This is a genomic window from Nonomuraea africana, from assembly GCF_014873535.1.
GTDB lineage: Bacteria > Actinomycetota > Actinomycetes > Streptosporangiales > Streptosporangiaceae > Nonomuraea > Nonomuraea africana.
The window spans coordinates 7,266,333-7,284,419 of sequence record NZ_JADBEF010000001.1 but is presented as its reverse complement, the minus strand read 5'-3'; the positions used below and the strand labels follow the sequence as shown (position 1 = coordinate 7,284,419).

General features: G+C 68.0%; 14 protein-coding genes and 1 tRNA gene. 8 read left to right on the top strand and 7 right to left on the bottom strand.

From position 1 onward, the window contains the following. Positions 1 to 149: 149 nt before the first annotated feature. Both H4W81_RS34595 and H4W81_RS34590 read right to left on the bottom strand, forming a co-directional pair. Entirely contained in the window at positions 150 to 1,061 is a 912-nt protein-coding gene (locus H4W81_RS34595; protein ID WP_192778640.1) for a hypothetical protein, read from the bottom strand. A 644-nt stretch (positions 1,062 to 1,705) separates the two neighbouring features. Beyond that, the gene (locus H4W81_RS34590; protein WP_192778639.1) at positions 1,706 to 2,812 is read right to left on the bottom strand and encodes a tetratricopeptide repeat protein; all 1,107 of its coding nucleotides are present in this window, start codon (positions 2,810 to 2,812) and stop codon (positions 1,706 to 1,708) included. A gap of 210 nt (positions 2,813 to 3,022) precedes the next feature. Here H4W81_RS34590 and H4W81_RS34585 point away from each other — a divergent pair, with 210 nt between their 5' ends. The 4 genes from H4W81_RS34585 (at position 3,023) to H4W81_RS34570 (ending at position 9,036) form a co-directional block, all read left to right on the top strand. Further along, positions 3,023 to 4,297, top strand: coding sequence for an MFS transporter (locus H4W81_RS34585; protein WP_225958936.1), 1,275 nt, complete (start codon positions 3,023 to 3,025; stop codon positions 4,295 to 4,297). Beyond that, positions 4,294 to 6,099 (top strand): tetratricopeptide repeat protein, encoded by a 1,806-nt coding sequence (locus H4W81_RS34580; RefSeq protein ID WP_225958935.1) that lies wholly within the window; start codon positions 4,294 to 4,296, stop codon positions 6,097 to 6,099. The genes H4W81_RS34585 and H4W81_RS34580 overlap by 4 nt, the downstream gene beginning before the upstream one ends. 10 nt (positions 6,100 to 6,109) lie before the next feature. Next, entirely contained in the window at positions 6,110 to 8,131 is a 2,022-nt protein-coding gene (locus H4W81_RS34575) for a CehA/McbA family metallohydrolase (protein WP_318782182.1), read from the top strand. A 371-nt stretch (positions 8,132 to 8,502) separates the two neighbouring features. Next, a complete protein-coding gene (locus H4W81_RS34570) occupies positions 8,503 to 9,036 on the top strand; it encodes a 2'-5' RNA ligase family protein (RefSeq protein WP_192778637.1) in 534 nt (177 codons plus the stop codon). Positions 9,037 to 9,235: 199 nt separating this feature from the next. On the opposite strand, the gene H4W81_RS34565 is transcribed toward H4W81_RS34570, so the two are convergent. The 3 genes from H4W81_RS34565 to H4W81_RS34555 form a co-directional block, all read right to left on the bottom strand. Continuing rightward, entirely contained in the window at positions 9,236 to 9,514 is a 279-nt protein-coding gene (locus H4W81_RS34565) for a hypothetical protein (RefSeq protein WP_192778636.1), read from the bottom strand. Positions 9,515 to 9,562: 48 nt separating this feature from the next. After that, complete coding sequence (locus tag H4W81_RS34560) at positions 9,563 to 9,958, bottom strand: hypothetical protein (RefSeq protein WP_192778635.1); 396 nt, start codon at positions 9,956 to 9,958, stop codon at positions 9,563 to 9,565. A 200-nt stretch (positions 9,959 to 10,158) separates the two neighbouring features. Then, complete coding sequence (locus H4W81_RS34555) at positions 10,159 to 11,616, bottom strand: MDR family MFS transporter (protein ID WP_318782180.1); 1,458 nt, start codon at positions 11,614 to 11,616, stop codon at positions 10,159 to 10,161. A gap of 367 nt (positions 11,617 to 11,983) precedes the next feature. Between H4W81_RS34555 and H4W81_RS34550 the strand changes: the two genes are divergently transcribed. Then, positions 11,984 to 12,292 carry an SCO4225 family membrane protein gene (locus tag H4W81_RS34550; protein WP_192778633.1) on the top strand — a complete coding sequence of 103 codons (309 nt, stop codon included), beginning with the start codon at positions 11,984 to 11,986 and terminating at the stop codon, positions 12,290 to 12,292. Positions 12,293 to 12,315: 23 nt separating this feature from the next. Here the strand turns inward: H4W81_RS34550 and H4W81_RS34545 are convergent, their stop codons facing one another. Both H4W81_RS34545 and H4W81_RS34540 read right to left on the bottom strand, forming a co-directional pair. Further along, positions 12,316 to 12,807 (bottom strand): GNAT family N-acetyltransferase, encoded by a 492-nt coding sequence (locus H4W81_RS34545; protein WP_192778632.1) that lies wholly within the window; start codon positions 12,805 to 12,807, stop codon positions 12,316 to 12,318. Between the two features lie 381 nt (positions 12,808 to 13,188). After that, positions 13,189 to 13,274, bottom strand: a tRNA-Leu gene (locus H4W81_RS34540). A gap of 108 nt (positions 13,275 to 13,382) precedes the next feature. Here H4W81_RS34540 and H4W81_RS34535 point away from each other — a divergent pair. From H4W81_RS34535 to H4W81_RS49585, 3 genes are all read left to right on the top strand, one after another. Beyond that, positions 13,383 to 14,657 (top strand): M20/M25/M40 family metallo-hydrolase, encoded by a 1,275-nt coding sequence (locus tag H4W81_RS34535; RefSeq protein WP_192778631.1) that lies wholly within the window; start codon positions 13,383 to 13,385, stop codon positions 14,655 to 14,657. Between the two features lie 161 nt (positions 14,658 to 14,818). Beyond that, positions 14,819 to 15,349: a hypothetical protein gene (locus H4W81_RS34530; protein WP_318782179.1), complete on the top strand. Its 531-nt coding sequence runs from the start codon at positions 14,819 to 14,821 to the stop codon at positions 15,347 to 15,349. 182 nt (positions 15,350 to 15,531) lie between these two features. Further along, entirely contained in the window at positions 15,532 to 17,493 is a 1,962-nt protein-coding gene (locus H4W81_RS49585) for a chaplin family protein (protein ID WP_192778629.1), read from the top strand. Positions 17,494 to 18,087 lie beyond the last annotated feature (594 nt).

Below are 18,087 nucleotides of genomic sequence, written 5' to 3'. Positions count from 1 at the left end.
CACTGCGCATCGGTCAGATCGAACCGCCGCGACACAGCTAGGGTGGCCACGAGGTCTCCGGTATTCAGGTTTTTCTTGGTCGATCAACCCATCTACCGGAGACCTCATCTACTTCACGAACACCAACACACCGGACTTCGAGACACGACCTAGACGTTCGCGAGAGTGACGGCCGAGACCGGGCGCACCGTGCGGAGCACGGCCAGGAGGTCCGCTTCGGACGCGCTTCCGCTGTCGAGCTGGACCAGGGCGTTCCCGTGCCTGGCGAACACCGCGGTCACGCCGTCGGGGTCTTGGCGGACCCACCGGCCGCCGCCGGCCGACCGGCACGGGCCGCCTTCGGTGCCCCACATCAGGAGCGGGTACGGCGTGGCGCACGCCGCCTCGGGGGTGGCGGCCGAGACCGGGCGGACGAACACCCGGACCTGTGACCAGGTGCTGTCATAGGCGTCGCCGCGGCCACGCTCGTATTCGAGGAGGATCGCCGAGCCGCCTTCCTCCTGATCGCCGGACCACACCTCGGCCCGGTTCAACGTGTGGCCCGCGACCTCCGGGGCCACCAACGGGACGCCCGCCCGCTCGAAAGCCGACACCTCCCGCGAGCGGCGCAACGGCTCCTCCACCTGGAGCGTGGCCACCTGCGCCGTGACCAACAGGCCGGCAATGGTGATCCGGCCCCACCAGCCCCCGGTCTCGCGTGCCCACCAGGCCGCCGCGAGGTAGCCGATCAATCCGGCGAGCACCCACACGCCGCCGGCCCGCGGGTCGTCGACGCCGAAGAGGGTGTTCTCGGGTACAACGCGCCACACGGCCGTGCCCAGGAGCAAGGTCGCGATCGCGCCGATGATCGACACGACGCCCCAGCGCGACATCCGCAGCAGGCGGGCCGCACCGCCGCCGAGCGGAAAGGGAACGGCGAGCATCGCCAGGTAATAGAGCTCCGTACCGAATTCGTGGTCCTGGGCCGCCGCGTCCGCGTGGATGGCCGCCACCGCCAGACCGACCACCAGACCCACCACCGCGCCCCTGACGACGGAGGTCCGTGCATTCGTCTGCGCCATGTCGCCATATCTCAGCACATGAGGACCAGCCGTGCAGGCCGGTTGTGATCTTCCCTTCACGCCGCCCCTCAGGAGCGACCACGACGTGGCCCGCCCGTCGACGTGCTGGCGGAATCCAGGATGACGTGCTGGTTGTCGAGTCACGCGAAGGCGCTCGCCGCAGCCAGGGGAGCGACCGGGTCAGGGCAGCACTTGCCGTGGCGGGCGATGTGATGTCAGCGCTGATCGGTGTGGCACGGAAGGATCTGCAGGATGCCGCCCGCGGGCATGAGGAGCACAGCCGTGACCTGGATGCGGCGCAGCACCCGCCGAGGATGGCTCCTCACAAGAGCCGCCGCCGAATGAGCATCAGATCCTGGCGTTTCTCTGGCTACGTCCGGAAGTGCTGGAGTACTGGTCAACGCTTCTCCGGAAAAGGCCCAAAGCAACTCGGGACAAGGGGGCATGCAGGCGCAAGCCCTTTCTGGCAAAGAGATGGATCGTGAAAGCATGCGCCTGCTCGCCGGCCGACACCTGAAGTGGGATACGGCGACGTGCCCTCAGCGGAAATCAGCAGGTCGGGTCAGCGTGCTTCGGCGTAGCCGCTCCGGTCAGCCGCACCGTACCAGGCTTGTGGATGATGACCTTCTTCATTGTGTACTCCTTCATGATCGATGAACGCCCTGACCACTTTCTGTCGAGAGATCACATGTGTCAATAGGGAGATTGGTGGCGAGTTGGACGTGCTTCAGGAACTCGGCGGTGCGAGCGAATTCTGGCACGTCCAAATCTCGGTAGAGCTCGAGTGCTCGATTCAGCTCCCTGATAGCTGCGTCCGTGCCGTTCGTCGTAAGAGTGAGACAGCGGCCGACGCCTTCCATAGCCCTTGCTTCCTCGTGTCGGCTGCCGGTTTCATGGGCGAGTTCGCGCGCCTCGACATAGGCGGCAAGCGCCTCTTCCGGCGCCTGCGCGCCGTCGAGAAGCACCCGGCCGAGCCGGTTGAGCGCTTCGACGCGACCCAGCCGATCGCCGGTTTCGAGGAAGACCTCAATGGCCTGCCTGAGGGTGCGTAGCGCGGCTTCGTGGTCGCCGGTCAGGTGATGGATGAAGCCCAGCTCCCGCAGGGAATCGGCCTCCCCGACCCGATAGGGAAGGTCGCGGGCCAGGGTCAACGCCTCGGAGACGCCGGCGTTCGCGGCGGCAAGGGCGCCGGTGAGGTATTGGACGACGCCAAGGCAGTTGAGGGCGTTGACCTGGCCCATCCGGTTTCCCAGCTCACGGTAGAGGTCGAGGGCCTGCGTCAGGTTGACGGTCGCGGCTGAATGGTCGCCGGTCAACTGCTGCACGACCCCGATGTTTTTCAGCGTGTTGGCTTCGCCGAGCCGATCGCCCAACTCCCGGTAATGGGTCAGCGCCGTGGCAAGGTGTTTCTTCGCATGCGGATAGTCGCCGGTCAGGTAGAGCACGAAGCCGAGATTCTTGACGGCTCTGGCTTCTCCTTGCCGATTCTCCAGTTGCCGGAAGATGGCGAGAGCCTCGGTGAAGGCCTCGATCGAGGCGGCGCATTCGCCGGTGAGATGTTGCACGGTGCCGAGCCGGTCGAGTGCTTCCGCCTGCCCCAGCCGATTGTCCGCGTCGCGGTAGAGGTCGATGGCGGACAGCAGTTCACGGATAGCGAGCGGGGAATCACCCATTGTCGAGTGCGCGAGGGAGAGTTCGGCGAGTGTATCCGCCTCACCGAGCCGGTCTTCCCGCTCCCGGAAGAACGTCAAGGCCTGGGCGAGTGTCCCTTCCGCGCGTCTGAACTCTCCGGCCCTGCGCTGCGCGATTCCCCTGTCAATGAGGGCTTGACCAGGAGAAAATCTCGGTTCTCTCGTCATTTCATCCTCACTATCACGGGTGCGTACAGAGATCGAAAGTCTAGCCACATACCTGATCGTTAATTAGGATGAGTGATCTTCGTGGCGAAAGGAAGGGCACATATGGCCCGTGCGAGGTCACTCTGGAGGCACCGTGACTTCATGCTTCTCTGGGGTGGCCAGTCGATCAGCATGGCCGGAACAGAGCTGAGCGCCCTCGCCCTTCCCTTCGTCGCGCTGACGATGCTGTCGGCCTCCCCGCTGCAGGTCAGCCTGCTCAGCGCGGCCGGCTACATCCCCCATCTGGTCGCGTCGCTGCCGGTTGGCGCGTTAGTGGACCGGCGGCGACGGCGGGCGTTGATGGTGTGGTGCAATCTCTGCCAGGCCGTGGTCCTCGGCTCGATTCCCTTCGCCGCCGCGATGGGGGCGCTGAGCTTCGCCCAGCTGTACGCGGTGGCGTTGGTGGCGGCGTTGTTCGCCGTGGTGTTCGACACGGCATACCAGAGCTATCTGCCGACCCTGCTCCGGGGCGACCAGCTCGTGGAGGGCCACGGGAAGCTCGGGGTCTCGATGTCGTTCGCCACCGTCGTCGGCCAGGGCGGCGCCGGTGGCTTGATCACGGTGATCGGGGCCGCCAGAGCGGTGACAGTGGATGCGGTGTCCTATCTCGTCAGCGCCGTCTGTCTCATGCTGATCAAGACTCCCGAGCCGCCCCCGGCGCCGCGGCCGGCCGGTTCGCGGCTGCGTTCGGACATCGCCGAGGGCCTGCGCTATGTGTTCGGCGACCCGCTGATGCGTCCCACGGTCGTGGCCAACGCGCTCGTTTCAGCCGGGATCGGCGGCGTGTGGTCGCTGTGGATCGTGTACGTCTACCGCGAACTGCACTGGACGGCCGCCGAGACGGGGATCTGCATGGCCATCAGCGCCGCGGGCGGCATCGCCGGAGGGCTGCTCACCAAGCGGCTCACCAACTGGCTGGGACTGCCCCGGCTCATGCTGCTTTCGGTGACCGGGTACGCGCTAGACCTGATCCCCACCCTGGTCGCCGGGCCAGGGCTTGCGGGATACGTGCTGGTCACGGTCGGTCACTGCCTGGCCATCGCCGTTCAGATGGCCTACATCGCCGCCAATCGCAGCTTCCGCCAGCTCATCTGCCCGCCCCAGCTCATGGGCCGGATGAACGCTACGTCCCGCTGGCTGGCCCTGGGTTCCAAGCCGGTGTTCGCCATCCTGTTCGGCCTGCTTGCCACCTGGTGGGGCCTGTGGGCGACGCTCGCCGTGGGGGCGGTGCTCTTCTCCGTGCCCACCGCCGTCCTGCTCGCCTCTCCTCTGCGGTCGCTCCACGAGGTACCCGTCCACACCGGACACGCCCTTCGTTCCCAGGAGGAAAACCCATGAATCTGCTGTCGGCCGACGCCGACGGGCGGCTACACGGCGTGTACGCGGTCGCCGCCACCTTGGCGCACGCCCTCGTCCCCGTCGCCATGGAGCGCCATCCCGAACTGGTCGCCGCGCACGACGTGGAGCTGCGTGCCGTCGCCCCCGATCTGCACGTCCCTGCCCGTCGCCAGTCCATCGCAGCCCAGCTCGCCAAGTCCGAACGGATATTGATCCCCGGCTCTCGCCACACCCTGCGCATCGCCAACGGCCTGGCCGAGTTCGTCCGCGATCATCTCGCCGCGGTCGGGCCGATGACCTTGACTGTGACGAACGCCGACCGGGCCGACGCCGCCGACAGGGAGTTCCTCGAGGTGGTGGAGCGCCGCCTGGATGGAAGTCTGCTTGAGATCGTCAAGGGCGACGCGAGCCCGTACGAGCCACTTGCCCCCGAGGAGCACGACAGGCTGGCCGACGAGCTGGAGGAGTCCGGGCTGATCCGACCGCAGTTCGGGGAGATCACGTTTCACCGGGAGCGAGGCAGCGACAGGGAGCTCGCGGTGAAGGCGCTGTGGGGGGCGATGAGCCGCTGCCTCATGGAGGGTTTCCACCACGCCACGGCCGACTTCGGAGAGCGCGCGCTGGCGCTGCTCGACCCCGGCGCCGAGGTGGAGACCTGGTGGCGGATCTCGTACGGCACAGCGCTGGCCTACTCGGCCACTGATCGCGAAGACGCGGCGCGAGCACTGTTCGACGAGGCGCGTCGGCGGGGTGTCGAGCCGAAGGCCCGCGCGACAGCGGCCTACGCCACCGCGATGTCGCTGGTCCGCCACCACGTGCCCGCCCGCAGGGACCCGGAGGAGGCGATGGCTTGGATCAACGAGGCGATCACCATCACCTCGCTGCTGCCCGACCGGCGTGAGCGGGCCTTCCATCTGAGCTTCGACCTCAACGGCGCCGCTCTGGTCCAGACCCGTCGCGACCGGCTCGACACCGCCCTCGAACTCGTCGAGGAAGCCATCGCGCTAGCTGACCGGGACCTCGGGGAGGGCGAGCATCCGATCCACCGCCTGGTGCTGAGGGCCAACCGGGCGAGCCTCCTGACGATGATGGGCGATCCCGAAGGGGCTCTACCCGACCTCGACGCGGCGATCTCCGCCGATCCCGGCTACCCCGACTACTACATCGAGCGAGGCAACCTCCTGAACCGGCTGGGCCGTACGGACGAGGCCGTGGCCGACTACGAGACGGCGATGCGGGTCGGACTGCCGTTCCCCGAGCCGTACTACAACCGGGCAGAGATCCGCTTCGCGGCAGGCGACCTCGAAGGAGCACTGACCGACCTCGGCTACGTGCTCGAACTCGACCCCGAATTCGTCGACGCCTACATCAACCGGTCCGGGATCTGGGCGGCGCTCGGGGAGTATGAGAAGGCCAGGGCCGATGCCGTACGAGGTCTCGAACTGGATCCACGTAACGCGTACCTGCTGTCGGCGCTGGGGCAGGCCGAGGCCGCCACGGGCCGCCAGGCTGAGGCGTGGAAGGCGTTCGAGGCCGCCCTGGAGATCGACCCGCGCTCCGCGGCGACCCTTGCCAGCCGCGGTGCGCTCGCATACGAGACCGGCGATCTCGAGGCCGCGGTCGCCGACCTGGGCCGTGCCATCGAGCTGGAGGAGAACCCGACCTTCCTCTTCAACAGGGCGGTTGCCCTGCGCGACCTCGGCAGGACCGAGACCGCCCGATTCGACCTGGCCCGTGCCGCCGAACTCGATCCCGAGGACGCGGACGTGCGGAAGGCGCTCGAGGAACTCGAGCCGATCTGAGGAGGCAGCTGTGCCAGAGGATCCGCTGCTGCCCGAGACCGTCGCCCGTGCACTGCGGGAGTACCGGGCCCTGCGCGATCGGCACGGAGTGTGCTGGGGAGAGCAGCTCATCCCGTACGTCGGTGAGGTGCGGACCAGCGCGTACCTGATGAAGGGCTATGACTACTGGGGGGCCTGCTTCCGCCGGCTTGCCGGCTCGGTCCCCGGTGCGGGGCGCCGCGATCTGGATCACTACATGGCCGATCTCGATCTCGACCAGGTCGTGCGTGACGCGTTGGCCGGTGACGTGCTCGACAACCTGGCCGCCCTGCGTCTCACCCCGCGGGGCTCCATGGTCGAGGCCACGACCCTGGTCGTGCTCGACGACACGCCGCTGCGCACCACGCTGATGCTCGACTCGAGCAGGGAAGAGCCCGTCAGGGTCGTCGTCGGCGGCGTGCCGTACGAGCTGGAACCGCACGGAGCCAGGCTGGTCGAGATCGACAGCACCGACGAGGTGGTCGTCGACGGACACCCGGTCGACCTCGGCACGCTCACCAGGCGGGTCGAAGGGGCCAGGATCCGGCTGCGCGCAGGGATGCCCTGCCGGTGGAGCGTGGCAGGAACGAACGGCCAAGGCTGGTACCCCGAGGGCGTGCCACGCAAGCTCGACCACCACCGCAGGCCGTACTTCCACGGCGACGACGTGACGCTCGAGGTCCCGGCCGAGCCGATCAGCGTGTCCGTGACTCGTGGCATGGAGTACGCCACCGCCGAGATCTCGCTCCATCTCGCGCCCGGCGAGGAACGGCTGATCGAGCTGACTCCCGAACGGCTCTACGACGCGGCCGCCCTCGGCTGGTACGGCGGCGACCTCCACGTCCACCTCAATTGGATGGGCGACGAACCGGCGGCGCCGGAGCTGGCCGCGGCCGTCCAGCACGGTGAGGACCTGCACGTCCTCAACCTGGTGGCAGGCAACGTCGCTGGAGATCGCGTCTACGATCGTGAGGCGCTGGCCCATTGGGCGGGCCAGGACCTGCCCTGGTCGGACGAGCGGCACCTGGCCAGATTCGGGGTGGAATACCGCAACGACCTGCTCGGGCACGTCACCGCCTTCGGGCTCGCCGCCCCGCCGGCACGGTTTCACTCCGGGTTCGCCGCAACAGCCGACCGGGAGCCCAACGCCTTCGCGCTCGAGGAGTTACGGGCGCTGGGGGCGGTCACCGGCTACGGTCACCCCTTCCACACGGACCTTTCGGATACCGACCCGCCCGACGGGGGCGTGGCCGCCGGGCGCAACTGCTCGGCCAGAGAGATCGTCGCCGACGCGGCGCTCGGTCTCGTCGACTCGCTCGACGTGCTCAACCATTCCTCCATTCAGGCCACGGCGGTGGTGTACCGGCGCCTGATCGGGGCGGGCAATCGGCTGGCGGTCACCGCCGGCAGCGATTCGGTCCTGTCGATCTCGCGCCGCGGGACCGCCTCCAGCCCGCCCGGCTGGCAGCGGGTCTACGCCCACGTCGGCGAAGCCCTCACCGCCGAGTCCTTCGCCGAGGCGATCCGGCTGGGCCGTACGTTCGCCACTACCGGTCCTTGGCTGGATCTCACGATCAGTGGGTACGGCCCGGGCGACACCGCGCAGCTGGCTCCAGGCGACAGCGTCGAGATCAGGGTCAGATCGATCGGGCCCGAGGTGGAGAGACTGGAGATTCGCACCGACGAGGGCATCATCGCCCATGGCGCCCCAGGCGAGCTGATGACCGAACTGGTGGTCCGCGAGCCGACCTACGTGGTCGCGGTCGCCACCGGAGGGCCGCATCCGCGGTCATGTCATCCGTCTGGCGCCTACGCGCACACCAGCCCGGTCTACCTGGATGTGGCGGGCCGGCACGTGGCCAGGCGAGCCGATGTGGAGTGGTGCCTTCGGTGGCTGGACCTCTTGCAGTCGCTGCTTCAGGTGGATGGCAGGTTCGACACCGAGGAGCAGTATGAGGCCCATCTGACGCTGTACGAGCGAGCCAGGGCGATCTACCGGTCCAGGCTCACCTGACGACCAGCGGAACCCGGCACGGCGGGCGGGTCGGACGCGGTTGTCGACGAGCCCGTTAGGAAACCGCCGACGGGCGGCCCGCTCGCCGTATGACACCAGGCCGGAGACGGGTCTGGGCGGGCGTCTCTCTGCCGAAGAGAGGTGACGGACATGGTGGGAGCACTGGGCCAGCAGTGAGCCGGTATGCGTGGCAACCAGCAGATGACGAGTTCCCTCCTGCGGCCCTCGGTTCAAGGGCTTGCTCCTCCCTCGCCTTCGGGCCGCAGCTTGGGAACTACCCCGACCCCGTACCACTGGAGCCTGACCGGCGCCGACAGCGGGGAGGCCGGCAGACCTGGCCCGGTGAACGGCGCTCATGACAAGGTGAACAAGTGGCGCACGCGATCGAGATGTTCCTGGATGATCACGCTGAAGCGGCGGTCCATCAGCTGTGGGAGATCCTCGACGATCACGGGCTCCCTAGTCTGGCGACGCTGACTCACCGTCGCCACCGTCCTCATGTGTCACTGACCGTCGCCGAATCCCTCACCGGCACGGACCTGGGCGACTTGCGATCGGTCTTGGCCGAAAGCAGGCCCACCTTGAAGTTGAGCTCTCTGGGACTTTTCCCCGGTGCCGAAGGTGTGCTCTTTCTCGGTGCGACGGTGACCCACGAGCTGCTGACTTTCCACAACCGGGTTCACGCCGCTCTCGCGAATCAGTCGATCAAGCACTGGCCGTGCTATCTCCCCGGCAATTGGGTGCCACACTGCACCCTTGCTGTGGGGCTGAAGCGCGAAGAGGTCGTGCGGGCCACAGAGGTGCTGCACGACTTTGCGCCGATAGTGGCCGTAGTCTCGGCCATCGGCAGCACCGACACCACAACGGGCGAGATCACCTCATTCGCCTCCGGAAGCATCGGCTGACACTGCCGCTTGTGACCCGCAGCCAGGGCTTCGAACGCCGACCGACATCATCGCCTGCCTGATCGTCTTGTCTGCCCCCGCGGACCCCCTTGGTTCATGAGGTTGGCTCGGGCGATCGCCTGCATGTGTGACCGGCTTGGCCGCCTTGTGGTCGCGCCCGCTCTTGCGGTATCGGCGATTTATCGGTGCGCTCTGCCCTTCAATCAGTTCCAGGGTTGCTCTGCCAGGTTTCGAATTGAGGGGCGGGCGGATGCATGAATTGTTTCGCCTTGTTCAGGCAGTCGGGGCAGATGGGTTCCTTAACCGATCTGGCCGTCGCTTCGGGTGTCGGCTCGCGGGTGGTACCCAACACCGTCATGCCGGGAGGAAGACCGGTCTCGGGGTCGATCGTGACTGTCGTGACGCTCCCAGGGATGAAACTGAAGGTGCGCTTGCATCCATAGCATCTGCCGATCGTCGTCATCTGCTCGTCTGCCATATGGCGTCTGCCCTCCTCCGTAGCACCGTACATCCTGGTTGGTGATACCTAGGTGCAACGTAGGTCCCACGGGTTGCCGTCGAGGTCAAAGAACTCCACGACGACAGAATCACTGTCGCCGGGCCGCACCGAGACTTGCGCTGGCCCGGACAATCCAACGATGGCGGCCTTGCCGTAGTAACCCTGGACAGCCGCCGGAGACAGATCGGTCTGAAGCGTCAGGCGGACCGAATATTCGCAGTAGTCGCCATTGGTTGGCGCCCTGCTGATTGATGTGTCGCTGTCGCGGACCTGAGCCTTCGGTGGGAGCGGATACGCAGTCACGCGCTCATGGAACTCGTCGAGCCGGCCATTGCCCTCCCAGATCGGCGGCACAAACAGTAAGAGCAGCCCGGCCAAAGGAACGACCACCACGGCGGCTAAGCATCCCACCAAGATCCGCACGAGATTCTTCCCCGTATGTCGACGTGTGACTGGGGCCTGGCGGCGGCTCACCCCGTGCCACCGCCGCCGGTCGCGGACATCCCGTTCATCGCGGTCCAGTTCGAACCCTGTACGTCAACGGTCGGCTCGCGTACTCGACCGCGTCCGCGAGATGCATGCTCGCCAGGAAGGGTGAGCCCGTCCGGCAAGGGAGATCGACTTCAGTGGCCGGTTCCCTCGAGCTTGCCGGCGTTGTCCGCCCGGGCTGGCAAGAGCAGGGCGGTGACGACCACAGCCACGGACAGCACCGCGCCGATGATGAAGGCCAGCCGCATGCCGTCGAGGTTGGCGAGTGCCTCGGTGACTCCCGCGGATTTCAGGGCGTCGGCTCGCGCGCTCATCACGGTGACCACGAGCGCGGTGCCGAAGGCGGCGGCGACCTGCTGCAGCGTGCTCAGGATCGAGCTGCCGTGCGAGTAGAGATGCGGGGGAACTGCTCCGAGCCCGAGAGTGAAGACCGGGGTGAAGGTCGCGGCCAGACTCACCATCATCAGCGCGTGCAGGCCGAGGAGCTGCCAGTACGGCATGGTCATCGTGACCTGGGTGAAGCCGGCGAGCGAGAGCGTGATCCCGATCGCGCCTGGGATGACCAGAACCCGGCCGCCGAACCGGTCGAACAGGCGGCCGACGGTCGGACCGAGCAGCCCCATCGCGAGGCCGCCCGGCATCACGAGGAGCCCGGTCTGCAGGGCGCTGAGTTCGCGGACGTTCTGGAGGTACAGCGGCAGCAGGATCATCGAGCCGAGCATGGCCATGAAGGCCACCGACATCAGGATCAGCGCGACCGTGTAGGTGCGGTGGCGCAGGGTACGCAGGTCCATCAGCGGCACACCGCGCTTCTGCAACGACAGCTGGCGGAAGACGAAGACGGCGATGGTGACCAGGCCGGCCGCCACGATTGCGGCGGCAACGCGGACATCACCGCCCTGGAACCGGCTGAGCCCGTAGACCAGGCCGCCGAAGCCGGCAGCGGCGGTCACCACGCTGAACCAGTCGATGGTGCTGAACTGGGGCTCGCCGATGTTCTCGAGCTGCTTCAGGCCGCGCCACGTGATCACGGCGGCGATGGGGAGCACCACGGCGAACAGCAGCCACCAGTCCCCGAACTGGAGGATGACCCCCGAGACCGCCGGGCCCATTGCGGGCGCGACCGAGATGGCCAGCGTGACGTTGCCCATCACCCGGCCCCGATCTGACTCGGGCACCACCTGCATCAGCGTGGTCATCAGCAGCGGCATCATCACGGCCGTCCCGGACGCCTGGATGATGCGGGCGGCCAGCAGCACCTCGAACGACGGCGCGACGGTGGCCAACGCCGTGCCGAGCAGGAACAAACTCATCGCGGTGGCGTACGCGCGGCGGGTGGACACCCGCTGCAGGAACCACCCGCTGATCGGGATGACGGCGGCCATGGTCAGCATGAAGGCGGTCGAGAGCCACTGCGCGGTCTGCTCGGTGATGTGCAGCGCGCCCATCAGCCGCGGGATCGCGTTGATCATGATCGTCTCGTTGAGAATGACCACGAACGTGGCGAGCACCAGCAGCCGGATCACGGGCGGGGTGCGACCTGGAGCGGTCGCCGCGGATTTGGCGGGTGAGTCGAGCAGCGGGCTGGACACGGCACCTCGATCTGGGTTGGTTGGCTCAGGGTCGTGGCTGGAGTCCCAGCCTTCGGTCTCACGGTCAGTCATGGCCATGCACATACTGACGGGCACCACCGACAAAAACTCGTCGACCGTGCCCAACCTTGCGGCAAGGGATGTGAGATGTCACTCGGTTTTCACCGGCGGCGGACGACGATCTCCAGATCGTGCAAGGAGGCCATTTCGCTCCGTGGCCTGGGGGAACACCTCGCTGACCACCCGGCCCGAGGGGGCCACCACGGTGACGAGCACCACAAACCGTGGACTAGGTGATCGAGAGAGCCGAACAGGCTACCCGTGAGTACACTCGGCGCGTTTGCCTAGGTCAACGCTTGGAGTGAGAATGACGAAGCCCCACAAGCTCGGTCCTGTCGGGTGCCTTGCTCTCGCATACTCAGGCCTGGTCCTGGCCCTGGGTATCTACTCGATCGTGGTCCTGCTGACAGTCCAGGATCCGATCCTGCTGTCCGGAGTGGCTCTCATCTACCTCACGTTCCCCCTTGGCTGGTTGATCTGGCAGGCGTGGGACCTGCTGCCGATAGAGCTGACGAATCCGATCGCGCTGACCTTGTTCCTCATGGTCGCGGGCTGGTTTCAGGCATGGGGGGTCTCGCGCCTCGTGCGGCAGCTGGTTCGCCGTAGCGGAGCCTAAGGGCTGCGAGCTGCGGTGACGTGTTAGTCAGTGGCGTGGAAGCCCAAGGCTTGATACAGCGCGACGGCTGGCTTGTTGGTGCTCTCGACGCGAAGCGCAAGGCGGGGTCGATCGATCATGCTCGCGCGCGTGAGGCTGCGGGCCAATAGCGTGCGAGCCAAGCCTTGGCGTCGCCACCTGGGGGCGGTGAACAGGTCCGTGACGAAGGGGCAGTCCGGCGTATCCGGCCACGGAGCCCGGTGAACGACGAGAGTCGCGGTCACAAGTTCGCCCTGCGACTCGACCACGGCGCTCGCCTCGGTCCAGAGATCACCGAAGTCACCCTTGAAGGCGGCGCGGATCTCCTCGATAGCCTCGGCAAGGCTGGCGCACGCCACCCCCGGTGCGTAGGACTCGAAGTACAGTCGGCCAAGCTCCTCGGCGTCGGCGAGCTCGGGTTCGCGTAGCACGAGCCCTTCAGGAAGAGCCGGCACAGCCATGGATCGAGCTGTGGCCACCAAGGTCATCTGCGCCATGCCGCCACCCTAAGCGCTCGGCTGACGCTCGATGGAACGCGGTATCCCATGGCGCACCTGCGCATGCGCGTGCCTCATCCCGTCTGCCGCCGACCCTGGTCTGCTCGGCTTCGGATGGCCGAGGAACAAGGCCGAAAGACTGAGCTGGAACACAGGCTCAGGCGTCTCCCCGTTGCTCAGTCCCGATCCCTTCGACCGCGATCACCTGGCCGCATCCCTGCGCGAACTTGGGAGTCTCGTTGAGGTTCTGGGGAGAGCCGACCCAACCCGCAAGGCAAAGATCTACAGGCAACCTCGGCCTGGAGCTGGTCTACCACTCCTCACAACACAAAGTCCTGGTCGCTGTCTCCAGCAACCAGGACCATATGAGGTACGGGTCTGTGTCCGAGGGGGGACTTGAACCCCCATGCCCCGCAAAGGGCACTAGCACCTCAAGCTAGCGCGTCTGCCTATTCCGCCACCCGGACTTGGTGCCTGCACGCGGGACCGTCATCCCGCGTCGGCTCAGTAAGGTTAGCAAACTCTGCGGGGTGCGTCATACCGTGATTCCTCAAGACCCGATCGAAGGAGTCCGCATGACCCCGCGCACCGGTGAGGACGAGGTCGTCGACCTCTGCCGAGACCTGATCCGCATCGACTCGACGAACGCGGGCGACAACGCGGGCCCGGGCGAGCGGCAGGCCGCCGAATACGTGGCCGAGAAGCTCGCCGAGGTGGGCCTGGAGGCGCGCATTCTCGAGAGCGACGACCGCAGGGCCAACGTGGTCGCCCGCCTCGCGGGCGAGGACCCGAGCAGGGGAGCGCTGCTCCTGCACGGCCATCTGGACGTCGTGCCGTTCGACGCGGGCGACTGGACGCACCATCCGCTGTCAGGTGAGATCGCCGACGGCTGCGTCTGGGGCAGGGGCGCCGTGGACATGAAGGACATGGACGCGATGATCCTGGCCGTCGCCAGGCAGTGGGCGGGCGCGGGCAGGCGGCCGCCGCGGGACGTGGTGCTGATGTTCACCGCCGACGAGGAGGCGGGCGGCGCCTACGGGGCCAACTGGCTGGTGAACAACCATCGGGAGCTGTTCGAGGGCGTCACCGAGGCGATCGGCGAGGTCGGCGGTTTCAGCGTCACTCTCGGCGACAGAAGGCTCTACCTCATCGAGGCAGCGGAGAAGGGCATGGCGTGGATGCGGCTGAAGGCCAAGGGCCGGGCCGGCCACGGCTCGATGCTCAACGCCGACAACGCCGTCACCGAGCTCGCTGACGCCGTCGCCCGCATCGGCCGCTACGAATGGCCCGTACGGCTGACGCCCACGGTGAAGCGCCTGCTCGAGGAGCTGGAGATAGGCCCTGACGACGTCGACCGGCTCGGCCCGCTGTCCCGCATGATCGGCGCGGTGCTCCGCAACACCGCCAACCCCACGATGTTCCAGGCCGGATACAAGGCGAACGTCATCCCGCAGAGCGCCGAGGCCGTGGTGGACGGGCGGTTCCTGCCGGGGCACGAGGAGGAGTTCTTCGCCACGCTCGACGAGCTGCTCGGGCCGAACGTGACGCGGGAGTTCGTGCAGCACCAGGTGGCGCTGGAGTTCGCCTTCGAGGGGCCGCTGGTGCGGGCGATGGCGCAGGCGCTCACCGCCGAGGACGCCGACGGCGTCGCCGTGCCGTACACGCTTTCAGGGGGGACGGACCTCAAGGCGTTCAGCAGGCTGGGAATCACCGGGTACGGCTTCGCGCCGCTCAAGCTCCCCGCCGACCTGGACTTCTCCGGGATGTTCCATGGGGTGGACGAGCGGGTGCCGGTCGATTCGCTCCGGTTTGGGACCCGGGTGCTTGACCGATTCCTGGAACTCTGCTGAAAAGCCCTTGCGGCCACCTTGAGTGCTGCTACGGTTACCGAGCGTTGAGGGGTGAGTCCACGGACTGGCCTCACAAGTGAGGTCGGTTCTGGAGCTCGGGAGGTCACGTGGCACGCACGCCGGTGCAGCAGTGGAGGGCTACGGCCTTCCCTGCTCGGCGCGTGCCCGTGGCTGTCTTCGAAGAGCGTGCGACCACCGATCGGGCCGCCCGGATGGCGCGGTTCGCGGCCGGCGCCCGCCCGGTCATCGCACGAGCACTCACGGTAGGCGGCCTGCTGGTCGCCGGTTGGCTGCTCGCCATGCTCTTCGGACTGCTCGCAGCAGCTCCGGCGGCCGCGGAGACCACCGCGGCCACAGGGGCCGACACCTCTCAAGCCGTCGCCGGATTCCCCACGGCAGACGGCGCCGCCTTGGTGCTGGACAACACCGAGGCCATGGCCGGGGCTGAAGTAGACGGGCTCACCAGCCAGTCGAAGCCCGGCTTCCCCGCACCTTCCTCCGCCGGCAAGAGCATGGGCGCCAAGGGCTTGGCGCCGAACGGCGGAGGCAACGGCCCGTTCGGGCCGGGCATGGGGGACATCGCGGGGTCGGTCATCGACCCGCGGGACACGGCTCAGCGCGCCCCCCTGGCGTGCGTGCTGCCCCCCGTCGTCCGCACAGCGGCGGACGACCCTTCTTTCTCACCTGACTGATTCCGCTCAAGAGCAGGAGTGTGGGCTGAGTCCCCTCCGCAGAGCGTGTGACACATCAGTCACTTTGCTGGTTCGCGAATCCGAGGTTCCCGCTGTGCGCGGTCGTCAGTGGACCTCGTTCGGCCTCGGCTGCCCGCGACCAGGTCAGGCATTCCCCCCAAGAACCACTAGGAGCATTCATCATGCGTACGTGGGCTAAGGCATCGACCCCCGCGGCTCTGCTCGCGGTAGCGGTCATGTCCTTCGGCAGCGGTACCGCTGTCGCCGACACCTCCGGAGACTCCTCCATCGGCGGCGGCAACCAGGTCAACCTGCCGATCTCACTTCCCGTCGACATCAGCGGCAACTCCGTCGGCGTGGCCGGCGAGTCCACCGCCGGCTCCGAGGGCGGCGCCTCGGTCGAGAACACCGGCCAGAGCGGCGGCATCCCAGGCAAGACCTCGGGCAACAGCAGCGTCCTGGGCGGCAACCAGGTCAACGCGCCGATCAGCGCGCCGATCAACGCCTGCGGCAACGCGCTGTCGCTGTTCGGCAGCTCCGAGGCCGGGTGCAAGGGCGGCGCCACGGTCAAGACCACCGGCAAGGGCGGCGCGGGCGGCAACAGGACCTCCGGCGACAACAGCGTCCTGGGCGGCAACCAGGTCACCGCGCCGATCAGCGCGCCGATCAACGCCTGCGGCAACGCGCTGGCGATCTTCGGGGACGCCACGGCAGGGTGCAAGGGCGGCTCGTCGGTCAAGAACACCGGCATCGGCGCCGGTGGCAACACCACCTCGGGCAGGAACTCCGTTCTGGGCGGCAACCAGGTGATCGCGCCGATCAGCGGCCCGATCAACATCTGCGGCAACGCGATCGCGGTCTTCGGCCAGGCGTTCGCCGGGTGCAAGGGCGGCTCCAGCGTCACCAACGGCGGCGAGAAGCCGGGGCACGGCTACCACCGCGGTCACGGCCGTCCGGGCTCCTCGGGCAACGACACCGACGGGCGCTTCGGCGCCGGCAGCGGCAACCAGGTGATCGCGCCGATCAGCCTGCCGATCACCGCCTGCGGCAACGCCGTGGGCAACGCCCCCGCCGGGTGCAAGGGCGGCAGCACGGTCGAGAACACCGCCGCGGGCAGCGGCGCCGGTGGCAACACCACCTCGGGTCGCTCGGGCGTCCTGTCCGGCAACCAGGTGGTCGCGCCGATCACCGCTCCCGTCAACGTCTGCGGCAACGCGGTCGCGCTCGCCGGGGAGGCCTTCGCCGGGTGCAAGGGCGGCGTCTCGGTCAAGAACGGCGGCAAGGGCGCGGGTGGCAACAGGACCTCGGGCCAGTCGGGCGTCGGCTCGGGCAACCAGGTGATCGCGCCGATCACCGCTCCGATCAACGCCTGCGGCAACGCCGTGGCGGCGCTGGGCCTGGCTGAGGCCCACTGCAAGGGCGGCGCGAGCGTCTCTCCGAAGGACGGCGTGGGTGGCGGTGGCAACACCACCTCCGGCAGGTCCGGCGTCCTCGCCGGCAACCAGGTGATCGCGCCGATCACCGCTCCCGTCAACGTCTGCGGCAACGCGGTGGCCGTCCTGGGTGACGCCGCCGCCGGGTGCCTCGGCGGCGCCAGGGTCGGCAAGCCGGTCGACGAGCACGACCACGGATACGACCACTGGACGCGCTCCAGCGGCAAGGTCGCCAACTCCAAGGCCAGCGGCCTGCTGCCCGCCCTTCCCGTCGTGCCCGCCATGGCCGGGCTGAAGGATGTGGGCAACGTCACCCAGCAGATGAGCGGCGCCGGTCTGCCTCCGCTGCCCGTCGTCGGCGACCTCGCCAGCACGCTCGGCCTGCCCGAGCTGCCGGGCCTGCCCGGTCTGCCCGGCCAGCCCGCCACGCCCGCCCAGCGCCAGGGCAAGGCCACTCCTGCCCCGAGCAGCCCCGTCTCGGCTCTCGGCCCCGCCACGCAGCTCGTCTCCTCGACCCCGGTCGGTGGGGCGGTCGGTTCTGCCACCGGCGCCCTGCCCGTCGGCGACCTCGGCCTGATGAGCGCCGCTCAGCCGTCCGGCGTCACGGGGATGAACTCCAACTCGCTGCTCGCGCTGGTCATGGGCGCCATGTTCGCCGCGTCGGCGACGCTGTTCGCGACCACCCGCCGCTTCCGCCCTGGCAAGAAGTAGGGCGGCGCGGCATTCCGGTTGATCACGGTACGGCACCGCCCGCAGCCGGCGGGTGAGTAGCCAAGGACCCCACTGCCCGCTCCCATCCAGGGGGCGGGCAAAGCCCGTTCCTCGAAGGGGAGTCCGTTCCCCAAAGGGGAGCCCACTTCCCGAAGGGGGAGCGCCCGAAGAGGGAGCCCATGCCTCGAAGGGGAGCCCGTTCTCGAAGGGGAGCCCGTTCCCGAAGGGGAGCACCGGATGCCTGGCCCGCAGTGGCGACTCACGTCCTCGGCGGGGCCCAAGCGGACGCGCTGCCCTCAGGTTCATCGGGTGCAGGTGGACCCGCAAGGCCCGTAGGCTCACGGTGTGCGGGCACAGGTAGACCGTCAGGCCCCAGGCTCATCAGCTGCAGGCGCAGGCAGACCGCTAGACCCGCAGGTTCATCGGGGTGCGGGCACAGTTAGACCCGCAAGGCCCGTAAGCTCACAGTGAGCGGGCAGCGGCAGACCGCCAGGCCCCCAGACTCATCGGGGCGGGCACAGGTAGACCGCTAGACCCGCAGGTTCATCGGACGCGGGCCTGGAGAAAGACGCTTTGCCCGCACCGAGAGGGCGC